Genomic DNA, 13,260 nt, shown 5'->3' with positions numbered 1-13,260 from the left:
ATTGCGGCGTGCCGTGTTTCACTGGCACGCCGCCACGCGCGGTCGCTTGACCGCCGCACAGAATCTTTCGTTGCCCGCATCATTGCCGGATTGGGTTTCATGCTGAACTTTCTCGTCAAACGTCTCTTTGGCCTGCTGCCGACGCTCTTCATCGTCGCCGTGCTGGTGTTCCTGTTCGTGCATCTGTTGCCGGGCGATCCGGCGCGGCTCGCCGCCGGTCCCGATGCGGACGAGGCGACGGTCGCGCTGGTGCGTGCCGACCTCGGCCTGAACAAGCCGATGCCGCAGCAGTTCGCCAACTTCTTCGTGAAGATCGCGCACGGCGATTTCGGCATCTCGACGCGCAGCAAGCGCCCGGTCAGCCAGGAAATCGGCGAGCGCTTCATGCCGACGCTGCTGCTCACGCTTGCCAGCATGGTGTGGGCGGTCGTGCTGGGCATGGGCATCGGCATCGTCTCCGCGGTGTGGCGTAACCGTTGGCCGGACCGGCTCGGCATGACGCTCGCGGTGTCGGGTATTTCGTTTCCCGCCTTCGCGCTCGGCATGCTGCTGATGGAAATCTTTTCGGTGAAGCTCGGCTGGCTGCCGATTGTCGGCGACGGTTCGTGGCAGAGCTACGTGCTGCCGTCGCTCACGCTCGGCGCGGCGGTTGCGGCGGTGATGGCGCGCTTCACCCGCGCGTCGTTCGTCGAAGTGATGAATGAAGATTTCGTGCGCACCGCGCGCGCCAAGGGCGTGCCCGAACGCCTCGTGATCGTCAAACATTGCCTGCGTAACGCGATGATTCCCGTCATTACGATGATGGGCCTGCAATTCGGCTTTCTGCTGGGCGGCTCGATCGTGGTCGAAGTGGTGTTCAACTGGCCGGGCCTCGGACGCCTGCTGGTGGATGCCGTGTCGATGCGCGACTATCCGGTGATTCAGGCCGAAGTGCTGTTGTTCTCGCTGGAATTCATCATTATCAATCTGGTCGTGGACGTGCTGTACGCCGTGATCAACCCGACTATCCGTTTCAAGTGAGGCCCGCATGAGCACGACCGCCACCGAGCCGAATGCGGCCAGCACCGTCAAAGCCGAACGCGCGATCCGCACGCCGTGGAGCGAGTTCTGGCGCAAATTCCGTAAGCAGCATGTAGCGCTTGCCGCCGGCATCTTCGTGCTGCTGTTGATTGCGGTTGCAATCATGGCGCCGCATATCGTGCCGTACGATCCGGAGAATTTCTTCGATTACGACGCGTTGAACGCGGGGCCGTCCGCGGCGCACTGGTTCGGCGTGGACTCGTTGGGCCGCGATATTTTCAGCCGCATTCTGGCGGGTTCGCGCATTTCGCTCGAAGCGGGTTTTCTGTCCGTTGCGATCGGTGCGGTGATCGGCACGTTCTTCGGCCTGCTGGCCGGCTACTATGAAGGCTGGTGGGATCGCATCACGATGCGCGTCGCCGACGTGCTGTTCGCGTTTCCCGGCATTCTGCTCGCCATCGGCGTGGTGGCGATTCTCGGCAACGGCATGATCAACGTGATCTGCGCGGTCGCGATCTTCAGCATTCCGGCGTTCGCGCGGCTCGTGCGCGGCAATACGCTGATGCTCAAGCAACTCACGTATATCGAAGCGGCGCGCAGCATCGGCGCGTCGGATTGGACGATCATCGTGCGGCACATTTTGCCGGGGACGATTTCTTCGGTGGTGGTGTACTTCACGATGCGTATCGGCACCTCGATCATCACGGCGGCAAGCCTGTCGTTTCTCGGCCTCGGCGCACAACCGCCGACACCCGAGTGGGGCGCGATGCTCAATGAGGCGCGCGCCGACATGGTGACGGCGCCGCATATCGCGCTGTTTCCGAGTCTGGCGATTTTCCTGACCGTGCTGGCGTTCAACCTGCTCGGCGACGGTCTGCGCGACGCGCTCGATCCGAAGCTCGACCGGCCATGAATTCGCCCGAGTTTGAAAACGCGCCGCATATCGGCACGTTGCCGGCAGGTCCGCTCGGCACGATTGCCGATGTGCCGGGCGTGACAGTCGGACACTGCACGCTCGATGAAGGCGCCGTGCAAACCGGCGTGACCGTGATTCGCCCGCATCGCGGCGATCCGTTTCTCGACAAGGTGCCGGCGGCGGCGTCGGTGATCAACGGGTTCGGGAAAAGCATCGGGCTCGTGCAAGTGGAGGAACTCGGCACGCTGGAAACGCCGATCGCGTTGACCAATACATTCGGCGTCGCGGCCGTCGCGCAGGCGCAGATTCGCGCGGCCGTGCGCGCGAATCCGCGGATCGGACGCGAGTGGTCGACGGTCAATCCGGTGGTGTTCGAATGCAATGACGGCTACCTGAACGACATCCAGGCGTTGGCCGTCACTGCACAGCATTTCGACGACGCGCATGCGGCCGCCAGCGCGAATGTCGCGAGCGGCTCGGTCGGCGCGGGCCGGGGCATGTCGTGCTTCGACCTGAAAGGCGGTATCGGCAACGCGTCGCGCGTGGCGAGCGCGGCAGGCCGCAGCTATACCGTCGGCGCACTCGTGCTGGCGAACTTCGGCCGCCTGCCGATGCTGACCATCGACGGCACGCCGCTCGGCCGCGTGCTCGCGGAACGCGCGGCCAAAGCGGAAGCCACGGCATTGTCAGCCACGCCGGCGACGAAACCCGAGCAAGGCTCGATCATCATGATCGTCGCCACCGACGCGCCGCTCGACGCGCGCCAGCTCAAGCGCCTCTCGTTGCGCGCGGCAGCGGGTCTCGCGCGCACCGGCTCGGTGTACGGCCACGGCAGCGGCGATATCGCGCTGGCGTTTTCAACGGCGCATACCGTGCCTCACGGGGCCGACTTCATGACGCCGCCACGGTTGCTCGCGGACGAGCGTCTGGATCCGCTCTTTCGCGCTTGCGCGGACAGCGTCGAGCAGGCGATTCTCGACGCCTTGTGGCGTGCCGCGTCCGTGACCGGGCGCGATGGCCATCGGCGGCTGTCGCTGCGTGACAGCGTTCCCGATCTTGCTCAACTACTCAAGCGCACTCCCTGATGAAAGTCCTCATTTCCGCCGACATCGAAGGCATTGCCGGCGTGTTTCATCCTGAGCAAACGCGCGCGGGCAACGGCGAATACGAAGCCGCGCGCCGCTGGATGACGCTCGAAGCCAACGCCGCAATCGAAGGCGCGTTCGCCGGCGGCGCGACACAGGTGTGGGTCAACGACTCTCACGGGGGCTTTCGCAATCTGCTTCCGGACCTGCTCGATGCACGCGCTCAGGTGGTGCTCGGCAAGCCGCGCACGCTCGGCATGATGGCCGGGCTCGAATACGGCGCGGCGCTGGTCTTCATGGTCGGCTATCACGCCATGTCGCAAACGCACGGCATCCTCGCGCACACGATCAACAGTTTTGCGTTCGCGCGCGTTTCGCTGAACGGCGTCGAGGTGGGCGAGGCGGCCCTATATGGCGCGCTGGCGGAAGAATATGGCGCACGCGTCGCGCTGTTATCCGGTGACGATGTGTTCGCGCAAGAAACCGCGCTGCGTTTTCCGGGCGCGCGTTTTGTCGTCACCAAGCACGCGACGGGGCAGGCAAGCGGCGTCACGCAATCGCCGGCAAGCGCTCGCACGGCCATAGAAAGTGCCGCGCGTGAGGTGGTTCAGCAGCATCTGGCCGACGGGCATGCGCGGGAATCCACACGCGCCGAAGTCAAGCCGATGGAATGCGAGTTGCGCGTGCAAACCAGCGGGCTCGCGGATCTGTTCTGCCAATGGCCGACGCTCACGCGCGTCGACGCGGTCACATTGCGCTTTAGCGCGGCGTCGGCGGAACACGTGGTGCGCATGCTGAATTGCCTGTCGGCGATGTCGTTCATGTTGCGCTGAGCGCGGGAATATACGGAATCCGAACCGAATCCCCGGAGCGCATCGAGCCGGCGTCTGGGCGACAACACTCGCGCATACGCCTGAACAGACCTATTGCTGCCGGCTCAGTTCACGCGCCGCGCGATCGATCACGTCGGCAATCGCGCCTGCGTGCGACACCGGAGCCAGGTGGCTCGACGCCATCGGCACGACTTTCGCGCCCATCCGCTCAGCCATGAATCTCTCGACCTCCGGCGAGACCGCCCGGTCGCGCGTCGTGATCACATACCACGACGGCTTTTCCTTCCATGCGACCTGACTGACCGTTTCACTGAAGGCCGTCGCCGCGATCGGCACCTGCGCGGTGGCGAGCACGCGTGTCAGGTTCTCGGGAACGTCCGCCGCGAAGTCGGCGTGGTATTTGGTGCGGTCGAGCCAGAGAAAGCCGCTCGGATCCTTGATGATGCTTGCGCCCGCGGGCATCGGCGCGGCGCGCTTCATCAGATCGACGGTCGACTCGTGAAGGTCCGGCGCGATCGCCGCGATATAGACGAGGCCGGCGACGTTCGGCGCGTTCGCGCCCGCTTCGGTGATCACGACGCCGCCCCACGAGTGCCCGACCAGCATGGTCGGACCTTCCTGACGCGCGAGGACGCGGCGGGTCGCGGCGACATCGTCGGCGAGGGAGGTGAGCGGGTTCTGCACCGAACTCACGTGATAGCCCTTCTGCTGCAGCTTGGCGACCACGCCATTCCAGCTCGATCCGTCGACGAACGCGCCGTGCACCAGTACGACGTTGCGCACCGGGCCGGTCATGGGCGCGGCGGAAGGCGGTGCGGCGGCGGCCTTGGCGGGCGGGGCGGCAGGCGCCATGGTTGCAGGCGCCGGCGCTTCGGGTGCGGCCGTCTCCATGCCCGGCTGGCTCGGCGGCTCGGCAGCGGGTTCCACCGTGGGCGCGGCAGTGGGTGCCGTGACCGGTGCGTTGGTTTGGGCGAGAGCAACAGCCCACGGAAAGCAGAGACACACAGCAGCGGCGCAAAGCAGGCGTTTGGGCGACATGTTGAATCTCCGGAGGCTGAAAGCTCGACTAGGGCAACATACAGAAGGCCTGCGCCAGTGACAATCACTATCCTCGACGTTGCGTGCGGCGCAGAACCAAGCGCGGGTTGCTCCCAGTATTTAGGTAATATCGGCCACGTTAAAATTTCAGGTTCTGCCGGGCCGGACCATAAGTCCGATCGGGTGATCGATATCCATACACTGGGGCGCAATTTGAATAGTGCACAGCAGCAAGACGGCCTGAAACGGGGGCTCAAGAATCGCCATATCCAGCTGATCGCGCTGGGCGGCGCGATCGGCACCGGCTTGTTTCTCGGCTCCGCCAGCGTGTTGCAGGCTGCCGGCCCGTCGATGATTCTCGGCTACGCGATCGGCGGCATCATCGCCTTCATGATCATGCGGCAGTTGGGCGAAATGGTGGCGCAGGAACCCGTGGCCGGTTCGTTCAGCCACTTTGCCTACAAGTATTGGGGCGACTTCCCGGGCTTTCTGTCCGGCTGGAATTACTGGGTGCTGTATGTGCTCGTGAGCATGGCCGAGCTGACCGCCGTCGGCACCTACGTTCACTACTGGTGGCCGGGCGTGCCGACTTGGGTGTCGGCGCTGGTCTGCTTCGCCGGCATCAACGCGATCAATCTCACCAACGTCAAAGCCTACGGGGAAACCGAGTTCTGGTTCGCGATCATCAAGGTCGTGGCGGTGATCGGCATGATCGTGTTCGGCGGCTATCTGCTGATCAGCGGACACGGCGGCCCGCAAGCGTCGATCGCCAACCTCTGGAGCCACGGTGGTTTTTTCCCGCATGGGTTTCATGGCCTCTTCATGATGCTCGCGGTCATCATGTTCTCATTTGGCGGGTTGGAGCTGATCGGCATTACGGCGGCGGAAGCCGACGAGCCGCAGAAGAGCATTCCGAAGGCCGTGAATCAGGTGATCTACCGGATTCTGATTTTCTACATCTGCTCGCTGACGGTGCTGCTGTCGTTGTACCCGTGGAACGAGGTGGCGGCCGGTGGCAGTCCGTTCGTGATGATCTTCTCGCAGATCGGTTCGACGCTGACCGCGAACGTCCTCAACGTGGTGGTGTTGACTGCGGCGCTGTCGGTGTACAACAGCGGCGTCTATGCGAATAGCCGCATGCTCTATGGTCTCGCGGAGCAGGGCAATGCGCCGCGCGCGCTGATGAAGGTCGACCGGCGCGGCGTGCCTTATATGGCGATCGGTTTGTCGGCGCTCGCCACGTTCACGTGCGTGATCGTCAACTATCTGATTCCCGCCGAAGCGCTCGGTTTGCTGATGGCGCTGGTGGTGGCGGCGCTGGTGCTCAACTGGGCGCTGATCAGCCTCACTCATCTCAAATCGCGTAAGGCGATGGTCTCGGCCGGCGAGACGCTCTTGTTCAAGTCGTTCTGGTTCCCGGTCAGCAACTGGATCTGCCTCGCGTTCATGGCGTTGATCCTCGTGATTCTCGCGATGACGCCGGGTCTTTCCGTGTCCGTGTGGCTAGTGCCGGCGTGGCTCGTGGTGATGTGGGCCGGGTATGTGTTCAAGCGCCGGCGCGCCGCGGTACACGGCGGCGCGGGAATCGTGGGGCGATAAAGTGGGCAAATGGCGTGAGAGGCGATGGTCGCGCTCACGCCACTGAAATTCTTCGAGGTCTTTGTCGAGGCCAGCCAAGGTTTTCATGCCGGCCAGAAACGACAAACCCCGCGGGCAGCATGTGCTGGCGGGGTTCGAGGGGATGCTGAAACTGCGGTTTTTCGCTGCGGTTTCGAATTCTTTGGTGCCAGGGCCGGAATGAAATGGTTAGCGTAGAAGCTTGCCAGTATTGGGTTTTTTCGTTTTGTGGTCGAAGAAAACCCCCAAAAAAACCCCCAGAAGGGGTCCTCTGTCGGCGAGGCTTTGTCCCCAAAGACCCGGGGTACACAAAAAATTCTAAAGAAATTTCGGTTCTTCCCGATGAAGTAGAGTGTGGCCTTGGCACTTGACTTGCGTGCAGTTGTACCAACAATGGGATTGTTGAAACCAACGAATGCTATGATCTGCCGGAAAACCGGAATACTTCGTTCCAAAACTGAGCCGAAGCCTTATGCCACTGTATTTTGTCGCCGCTCTGACTAACCCGGCCAAGATTTTGGAAGTAGCCAAGAGCGAATTTCCTGAAAGTGACCTCCATGAAGTCGCTCAGGACAAATTTTTTGTTAATTTTGCAGGTACTTCCACGGACTTGTCCCAAAAATTGGGCATAGCCGAGGGTGCTACGGGGAACGGGATCGTCCTGTTGGTGACTTCATACCATGGGCGAGCACCAAAGTCGGTATGGGAATGGGTCAACCTCAAGCAAAACGCAAAATGAGAACTGGTATGTCTACGGGGTACGATCCGGACGTCCCACCCCCAGATAAAAGCTCGACGCCGCCTTCAATACCGGTCGGTCCGTCACAGGACTTCATCATCGGCGTCTACACGCAGTTAAGCCAGATACAGAAGGAACTGGCATCGGTTGTGACCGCTCAAAAAATGCTGAATGAGCAGGTCCATAACTCTGAAATTCGCGTTTCGACCGAAGTCAAAGCCTCTGAGGGTAGAGTGTCGACTCAAATCAGGGACTCGGAAACGCGCGTCTCCGAGCGTGTGAAGTCAACCGAAGACAAGCTGTCGTCGCTGAAAGAGCGGGTCAATCGCGTTTTCTGGACCGGTGCTGGAATTGGCATGGTGGTTGTAGCCCTTGTCGGATGGAAACCGGTGGCGGCATGGCTTAACCAGAAAATGGCCAACCAGTTGCCACCTGTCGAACAACCAGCCAAGCAACCCCCAAAGCAAAACTGACATGCCCCGCCCCGAGCGGGGCTTTTTCATGTCTGGACTAGTGGCTGGCGCGCTGACGCTAGTGCATTGCGTCTTTGTAAGCTAGGCCTGAAGCGATTCCTGCACTCTTCGTGACGAAGCCATGATGCCCACCAAACTCCGCGTGCCGCGCGAAGAGGCCGGCTAATCATCCTGATGACCTCACGGCATCGGCTGCCGTTTCCGACGCCGATCCGGTTCTGACGATAGCGAACGAAGCGAGCGCCACGACGAACGCCGGCTCGTCGATTCTGTACCTCGTCTATGTTGGCGAAAGCTTCTTCGAACAGTTCCCGGAGTGGCGGATGTATATCGAGCAGTAAAGGCGACGTGGCCTTTCAGAAAAAAGGCCGCTAAAAGCGGCCTTGAAGGGTTGGTTCATCGTCAAGCTGAGAGTGCCGACGACCGTTTTATGGTGCCAGCGCTCAATGGGCGAAAAAAATTAGGGATTTTCCTGGTGGGGCGCCATGGGTTGGCTTTGCAATCTGGATCAGGGCAGGCGCGCGAGCAACGCTATGTAGAACGACGCAATCTGGCCGCGCAAACCTCGTAGATGCCGCAAACCCCCGGCGACTCTCGGTCGAGCATCCAGCCATCGACAAAGAGCGGCACCAAAGACCGTTCCCTCGTCAGCCCAAACGTCCCCCTAACCCGCGGCGCCAGTTCAGCCGCTATCTGTCCGAGTGAGATCCGCTCCTGCCAATCGAAGCGCGCGCCGTTTGCGTTGCACCAGATGCGCCCTGATTCGACCAGATGATCGGTGCGCAGCCATTCGCCGGTGCGTGCCATCGCGACGAACTCCGCGACGACGAGATAGCAGAGCAGCTCGGCGCGAGTGATGTCGACAGGGAAGGTCACGTCGTGCTAGCTCTCGTCGATTGGGACTTCGTAGCGCGTGCCACAGGCCTTGCAAACGACCGGCTCAACACGTCCTTGTGCATCGAGTGGTACAAGCGGCTGCTCTTCGCCGTTAAGGAAACAGACCGGGCAGGGGAGATGCCCGTGCGGCCCTAGCTTGGACCAACGGTCGACAAAGTGTTGGATCTCCATGGGCGGCGCGTCGATCGCTTCTAGATGATCCAGCAAGACGTGGAATAGCGGAGCGTTCTGCAACGTCGTGCCTCCCATGAACCACACCATGAGGCAGTGCCAAGCCGTGCTAGCGCGCAGGCTATCGCTTTGACTTGCCTCGTTTGTCGAGCGCCTCAACCACTTTCTCTGCCACATGCCCCGCAAACAAATCAAGCGTCCTGTCGTCGATCGGCACGACAGCGCCATCTCCACCGAGCGAGAAGCTCGCTTCCAGTCGCGCGACCACTTCGGCGGTCAGTGAGCGCTTTTTCTGTGACGAAGCGGCATCAAGCCGCTCTTTCAGTTCGAGCGGGATGCGGAGGTTAATTTGGGGGTCGTCTCGGGCCATAACGTGATTATAGTGTAGCACGGTGCTTGCAATCAATAAAGCACGGTGCTACATTTCGTGCATGATAACGATTCGCCGGAGGCGGCTTTTGCCCGCAGACGACCATGCAAGAAGAACAATTCCTGATCCGCGATCGAGCATACGGTGTGTGGCACCGTTCACGATCCATTTGCAGATTTATCGGCACACGCGAGGCCCAAACGCTGACGATGGCGGACTTGGATAGCGTGCTGTTTGTCGAGTACGGACATTCGAACAAGCTTCCATTGGCTTTGGTTGAAGTTGCACGCGACATCGGTCAGGAGAAGCCGACGGGCGTCATTCATCAACTCGCGAGGATGGCTGACATCCCGGCATTCGTTGCACTCTATAGCCCCGCGGCGACCGCAAATCCCGCCAGCCCAGCCTGGCACGATATCGAAGCCTTTCGGGTCAGGCGTGTTTGGCCGAAACCCGAGAGGCAATGGCGCCTCCTGTCACCAGGTGAATGGGCCGAAGCGCTGGTCCAGATCCGTGACTGGCAGCTCAGGCGCTTTTCATCACGAGTCGCAGCAAACGACTCTGAGTACTAGGAGGAAATATGCCGAACGATCATGAACCGGGATGCGCGCCCCGTGGAGCGGATATCGACGTCGTAGAGTGTGTTTGTCTAAACGCGCATCGCGATAACTTGCGCCGACATGAAAGCGAAGCGCGCGCGTGGGCCCGAGAAATCTTTCGGGTTTCCAAGTCGGCCAGGAAGGGCTTCGTGCCCTGCCAGCCTTACCCAACCGCACCATCTTTTCGACCCACATGCGCACTTTCCTGCGCTCGATTTGAGGGGATGTCTCATGCATAACAACGTCGTGGCGCTTCGCGATCTGAGGCGAGTGTCGTGCCGCGAAGGGCGGCATTTCGACATCCTCAATCCCGTTGGCACTGCCGCTGTTCTTTCATTCCGTGGACGCATTGACGATAACGCAGTACTGGTGCGCGTCGCGCCGTGGCTGCGGCGGGAAGAAGACATAGTGGACGAATGGCGTCGCTGCCTGTTTGTGTCGCGATTTTCAAGGGACGTTGACGCCGCTACGAACTCGTCGACGGTGGCGAATGTAAGGTGGCGGGTCGAACGTAGATCCGAAGTCAAGGGACGCATCGCCACAGAGGCCGGCAACGTGACGGCCACGTTAGCTGTCGGAATGGCAGGCGGATATGCAGTGTTCGACGGCCACCGCGACGCACTTGTTCTTACTGGGATAGCGCGACCTCAATGGCTGCACACCGATTCTCGTGGTGGCCGAATCGGAGAATTTGAGGCCTGCATCTTCGGCGCTGAGCGAAAGATCATAATTCGCCGAAGCCGCGACCGATACAGCGTGCACGTTAAGCTTGCCACCGGAGAAATTCCAAGTCCGCGAGAAGCCCTTCAGGAGGCAAAGTCGGCGGTAGAGCGCGAGATCAATTCGCTGCCGGCGTCGCAATCGGATTACCAGCGCTGGTTCTCTCAGCTTGCTGCAATGGCTGTTGGCATGGTTGAACAGGTGGCCTATGACAGTAAGGGAGGTTTCAGCCTCGACGCCGAAAGCCGGGCCGCCATTCTGCGGAAAGCGCTCGATTTACGACAGACGATTCAGCGGACAACGATCAAGTTCGATCGAACAGCCCGTTCTGATGAAATTGAGCGGGTCGTAAAGAAACATTCCACGTCTGACGAGGCCCGGCTATGAACGACAACATACGTGCTCTTCCTGTCTACCGCAAGCGCGGCCGTCGTCGCATTCATCCGGTACCTGGTGTTCCGGTTGCGACTGTATTGCCTCTCATAAAGTCGCCTTGCAATGTCGAGCAAACAGCAGATGAACGGTTGGCGCGGATCGATGCGGCCGTCACCAATCTGGCACGCGCCATGTTGATGGCGATCCGGATTACGCGCGAGATTAGCGAAGTCGCACGTTTATAGAACGCAATTCACAAGGGAATAGAAGGGAATTCAATTGTCGCAAGAGGCGGGACGGAAGGCGTTGGCGCGCCAGCCGTCCCTGACCACAAACCCGACTGTAACGGAGTCGAGCTCATGGCTGCTTTCAAGAATACCGCATTCGCCGCGGTGATTGCCCTTTCCTGCGCGTCTGCGCATGCCGAAACCGATCTCATCTTGCTCGGAAAGTCTTGGCACTTCGGCCATCAGGTGCCGCCCGGCGAGATCGGCTACAACGTCAACCAGTACAACTGGGGTGGCGGCCTGGAATACCGGTTCAACGGGACTGGATGGTTCGTCGGCGGTCTGACCTACCGCGACACGTTCCGCCAGCAAGCCTATACGGTCTATGGCGGTTATCAGTACATAGTGCCGATCTCGGACAACTGGTCGGCGTTCGCGAGCCTGCGCGCGGGCTATTTGAACGGCTCCGGGCATCACGGGCCGGGGGCGCTTCCGAGTATCGGCGTGACGTACAGACGCGTGTCGGTTGAGGCGGTGTACATCCCGCCGGCTCAGAAGGAAGGCTATAACTGCATTGCAGTATTCGCCCGCGTTTCGTTTTAGTCGGTCAACTGTGCCGCAAACAACCTGATATATCCGGAGATAAGCATGTCATCCACTTCTCATGCAGACACGAATCACCACGGCGGCCCTTTTTCGCAACCGCCTATGGCACCGCTAACGAATATGGCGGAAATGAAAATCGACATCCTGATTGGCGACGCCGCGTGCTACGTCGGCACCAAGGCCCAGATACTGGCAGAGGGCATTGTGTCACCTGATGTGATTTGGCTTGATACGACTGACAACTATGTCGAATGGCAGAGCGGTCGTAACATATTTCGGCTTCGGCGCGCTCAACCGAAAGGGATCAAGTCGCGCGAGTGGAAAAGTTGCCCGGCTGATTGGTGGCGTCTATCGATCGATCTCGCTGGCAGAATTGGCGAGCGCCAATCTCAACTCGAATCCAGGCAAGCGGCTATCGACCTGGCCTTTACCGCAGTGCGCCCTGACCGGTCGCGTATCAAGGCGGCCCGATGCGACGATGCGTTTCAATCATTTAAGAGAAAGGTTTTGGCGCTGTCGGACAGCTCGAACGATCGTTGCGGTATCGCGTAACATGAAGGTCAAAGCCGCGCCTAGCCCGACGGGGCAAAAACGGAGCACCCTACTTCGCTGGCGCGGCTCCCGAATTAGGGTGCGCGACAGGGGCGCAAATGGGACACGTCCGTCCAAAGCGATTTAAAGAGGCGCTCGGCAAACCTATCTTCGTTCAGCCGCCCGGTCTGATCGAGATTTTCAGTTCCGAAGAGCACGCGCATCGAAGGTATTCAGACGCGGCCAACACGGCCCGCGCGGAAAAGTTGTTACTTCTGTTTGACCACTACGACATCCCGCACGGTCGCTTCGCTGAACTTGCGATGGCACTGGCGATTGACTTCGTGCCAGGGTTCCAGGTAGAGACCGAACGGCGTCGCGTGGGACCGAGAACCAAGTGGGACGATCTGGCAAATGGATATCTTGCCGTTGAGATAGAACGGCTCATCGAAAAGAATCCGCGCCTTAACGTGACATCTGCAGCTGGCCACCTGGCTAAACGGGAGCCGTGGAAAGACATGGTGCGCGGCTCAAACGTAGGCGAAACGCTACGGCAGAAGTATCAGGAAGCTAAGGACGACAGGTGGACGACCGTTTGCCGCGATGCTTACCGGTATCACGAAGCATCGGGGACGCTAGCTGAATGGGACGCCGCTATCCTGAACCTAGGATGGTGAGCACGGTTACGTTCGGGCTTCGCGGCTGTGCGAATTAAACTAGTAGATTAATCATGAACGGAGATTTCTGACGACCATCATTTGCAACATGCAAACGACGCCTAGGAGCGACAAAGCATGCGTGCAAATGCCGAAGTTAGCAAAGTCCCCGAAACGCTTCCCGCAATGGGATTCTCCCGCTGGAACCAACTCCAGCATTTCATTCCGGTCAGTCGCGAGACGTGGCGAAAGCTGGTGAAAGATGGCCGGGCGCCTCAGCCGCAACGCTGGTCTGAGCGGTGCACGGTTTACAGCAACGAAGAAGTCCACCGGTGGATGAAGAATCCGGCCGCCTATCAAGCGCAGGCGTTGGCTGCTTGAGGGGCT

Annotated in this window: 17 protein-coding genes; 14 read left to right on the top strand and 3 right to left on the bottom strand. The window is 60.4% G+C overall.

The genetic code is table 11. The features are described 5' to 3' along the window. Positions 1-99 precede the first annotated feature (99 nt). Genes gsiC through P0D70_RS15985 form a run of 4 tightly spaced genes read left to right on the top strand, consistent with a single transcriptional unit; the run spans position 100 to position 3,854 of the window. Entirely contained in the window at positions 100-1,020 is a 921-nt protein-coding gene (gene gsiC / locus P0D70_RS16000) for a glutathione ABC transporter permease GsiC (RefSeq protein WP_091799763.1), read from the top strand. Between the two features lie 7 nt (positions 1,021-1,027). Continuing rightward, positions 1,028-1,933 (top strand): glutathione ABC transporter permease GsiD, encoded by a 906-nt coding sequence (gsiD, locus tag P0D70_RS15995; protein WP_408185228.1) that lies wholly within the window; start codon positions 1,028-1,030, stop codon positions 1,931-1,933. Then, on the top strand, positions 1,930-3,021 hold the full coding sequence (locus P0D70_RS15990; RefSeq protein ID WP_408185227.1) for a DmpA family aminopeptidase: 1,092 nt from the start codon (positions 1,930-1,932) through the stop codon (positions 3,019-3,021). Before gsiD ends, P0D70_RS15990 begins: the two co-directional genes overlap by 4 nt. Beyond that, complete coding sequence (locus P0D70_RS15985; protein ID WP_408185226.1) at positions 3,021-3,854, top strand: M55 family metallopeptidase; 834 nt, start codon at positions 3,021-3,023, stop codon at positions 3,852-3,854. The genes P0D70_RS15990 and P0D70_RS15985 overlap by 1 nt, the downstream gene beginning before the upstream one ends. A 90-nt stretch (positions 3,855-3,944) precedes the next feature. On the opposite strand, the gene P0D70_RS15980 is transcribed toward P0D70_RS15985, so the two are convergent. After that, positions 3,945-4,892: an alpha/beta fold hydrolase gene (locus P0D70_RS15980; protein ID WP_408185225.1), complete on the bottom strand. Its 948-nt coding sequence runs from the start codon at positions 4,890-4,892 to the stop codon at positions 3,945-3,947. A gap of 213 nt (positions 4,893-5,105) precedes the next feature. Here P0D70_RS15980 and P0D70_RS15975 point away from each other — a divergent pair, with 213 nt between their 5' ends. From P0D70_RS15975 to P0D70_RS15965, 3 genes are all read left to right on the top strand, one after another. Further along, the gene (locus P0D70_RS15975; RefSeq protein ID WP_408185224.1) at positions 5,106-6,491 is read left to right on the top strand and encodes an amino acid permease; all 1,386 of its coding nucleotides are present in this window, start codon (positions 5,106-5,108) and stop codon (positions 6,489-6,491) included. Positions 6,492-6,981: 490 nt separating this feature from the next. After that, the gene (locus P0D70_RS15970) at positions 6,982-7,248 is read left to right on the top strand and encodes a hypothetical protein (protein WP_408185223.1); all 267 of its coding nucleotides are present in this window, start codon (positions 6,982-6,984) and stop codon (positions 7,246-7,248) included. Positions 7,249-7,256: 8 nt separating this feature from the next. Beyond that, positions 7,257-7,721, top strand: a complete 465-nt coding sequence (locus P0D70_RS15965) for a hypothetical protein (RefSeq protein WP_408185222.1) — start codon at positions 7,257-7,259, stop codon at positions 7,719-7,721. A gap of 531 nt (positions 7,722-8,252) precedes the next feature. Here the strand turns inward: P0D70_RS15965 and P0D70_RS15960 are convergent. Together P0D70_RS15960 and P0D70_RS15955 are read right to left on the bottom strand one after the other, a co-directional pair. Then, positions 8,253-8,597 (bottom strand): hypothetical protein, encoded by a 345-nt coding sequence (locus tag P0D70_RS15960; RefSeq protein ID WP_408185221.1) that lies wholly within the window; start codon positions 8,595-8,597, stop codon positions 8,253-8,255. A gap of 313 nt (positions 8,598-8,910) precedes the next feature. Further along, complete coding sequence (locus P0D70_RS15955) at positions 8,911-9,159, bottom strand: Arc family DNA-binding protein (RefSeq protein WP_408185220.1); 249 nt, start codon at positions 9,157-9,159, stop codon at positions 8,911-8,913. A 104-nt stretch (positions 9,160-9,263) separates the two neighbouring features. On the opposite strand from P0D70_RS15955, the gene P0D70_RS15950 reads away from it, so the two are divergent. From P0D70_RS15950 to P0D70_RS15920, 7 genes are all read left to right on the top strand, one after another. Continuing rightward, positions 9,264-9,731, top strand: a complete 468-nt coding sequence (locus P0D70_RS15950) for a hypothetical protein (protein ID WP_408185219.1) — start codon at positions 9,264-9,266, stop codon at positions 9,729-9,731. A gap of 258 nt (positions 9,732-9,989) precedes the next feature. Further along, positions 9,990-10,865 (top strand): hypothetical protein, encoded by an 876-nt coding sequence (locus tag P0D70_RS15945; protein WP_408185218.1) that lies wholly within the window; start codon positions 9,990-9,992, stop codon positions 10,863-10,865. After that, positions 10,862-11,098 carry a hypothetical protein gene (locus P0D70_RS15940; protein ID WP_408185217.1) on the top strand — a complete coding sequence of 79 codons (237 nt, stop codon included), beginning with the start codon at positions 10,862-10,864 and terminating at the stop codon, positions 11,096-11,098. The genes P0D70_RS15945 and P0D70_RS15940 overlap by 4 nt, the downstream gene beginning before the upstream one ends. Positions 11,099-11,212: 114 nt before the next feature. Then, on the top strand, positions 11,213-11,683 hold the full coding sequence (locus P0D70_RS15935) for a hypothetical protein (RefSeq protein WP_408185216.1): 471 nt from the start codon (positions 11,213-11,215) through the stop codon (positions 11,681-11,683). A gap of 45 nt (positions 11,684-11,728) precedes the next feature. Further along, the gene (locus P0D70_RS15930; protein ID WP_408185215.1) at positions 11,729-12,238 is read left to right on the top strand and encodes a hypothetical protein; all 510 of its coding nucleotides are present in this window, start codon (positions 11,729-11,731) and stop codon (positions 12,236-12,238) included. 98 nt (positions 12,239-12,336) lie between these two features. Beyond that, positions 12,337-12,894, top strand: a complete 558-nt coding sequence (locus P0D70_RS15925) for a hypothetical protein (protein WP_408185214.1) — start codon at positions 12,337-12,339, stop codon at positions 12,892-12,894. 117 nt (positions 12,895-13,011) lie between these two features. Next, entirely contained in the window at positions 13,012-13,254 is a 243-nt protein-coding gene (locus P0D70_RS15920; protein WP_408185213.1) for a helix-turn-helix transcriptional regulator, read from the top strand. Positions 13,255-13,260 lie beyond the last annotated feature (6 nt).

It is taken from the genome of Paraburkholderia sp. RL17-381-BIF-C, from assembly GCF_046026435.1.
In the GTDB taxonomy this organism is placed as follows: Bacteria; Pseudomonadota; Gammaproteobacteria; order Burkholderiales; family Burkholderiaceae; genus Paraburkholderia.
The sequence above is the reverse complement of the archived record's forward strand: the minus strand, read 5'-3'. Positions and strand labels throughout refer to the sequence as shown.

Coding starts and splice junctions, on each gene's coding strand:
- gsiC (WP_091799763.1), top strand. CDS start 100: ATGCTGAACTTTCTCGTCAAACGTCTCTTTGGCCTGCTGCCGACGCTC.
- gsiD (WP_408185228.1), top strand. CDS start 1,028: ATGAGCACGACCGCCACCGAGCCGAATGCGGCCAGCACCGTCAAAGCC.
- P0D70_RS15990 (WP_408185227.1), top strand. CDS start 1,930: ATGAATTCGCCCGAGTTTGAAAACGCGCCGCATATCGGCACGTTGCCG.
- P0D70_RS15985 (WP_408185226.1), top strand. CDS start 3,021: ATGAAAGTCCTCATTTCCGCCGACATCGAAGGCATTGCCGGCGTGTTT.
- P0D70_RS15980 (WP_408185225.1), bottom strand. CDS start 4,892: ATGTCGCCCAAACGCCTGCTTTGCGCCGCTGCTGTGTGTCTCTGCTTT.
- P0D70_RS15970 (WP_408185223.1), top strand. CDS start 6,982: ATGCCACTGTATTTTGTCGCCGCTCTGACTAACCCGGCCAAGATTTTG.
- P0D70_RS15965 (WP_408185222.1), top strand. CDS start 7,257: ATGTCTACGGGGTACGATCCGGACGTCCCACCCCCAGATAAAAGCTCG.
- P0D70_RS15955 (WP_408185220.1), bottom strand. CDS start 9,159: ATGGCCCGAGACGACCCCCAAATTAACCTCCGCATCCCGCTCGAACTG.
- P0D70_RS15950 (WP_408185219.1), top strand. CDS start 9,264: ATGCAAGAAGAACAATTCCTGATCCGCGATCGAGCATACGGTGTGTGG.
- P0D70_RS15945 (WP_408185218.1), top strand. CDS start 9,990: ATGCATAACAACGTCGTGGCGCTTCGCGATCTGAGGCGAGTGTCGTGC.
- P0D70_RS15940 (WP_408185217.1), top strand. CDS start 10,862: ATGAACGACAACATACGTGCTCTTCCTGTCTACCGCAAGCGCGGCCGT.
- P0D70_RS15935 (WP_408185216.1), top strand. CDS start 11,213: ATGGCTGCTTTCAAGAATACCGCATTCGCCGCGGTGATTGCCCTTTCC.
- P0D70_RS15930 (WP_408185215.1), top strand. CDS start 11,729: ATGTCATCCACTTCTCATGCAGACACGAATCACCACGGCGGCCCTTTT.
- P0D70_RS15925 (WP_408185214.1), top strand. CDS start 12,337: ATGGGACACGTCCGTCCAAAGCGATTTAAAGAGGCGCTCGGCAAACCT.
- P0D70_RS15920 (WP_408185213.1), top strand. CDS start 13,012: ATGCGTGCAAATGCCGAAGTTAGCAAAGTCCCCGAAACGCTTCCCGCA.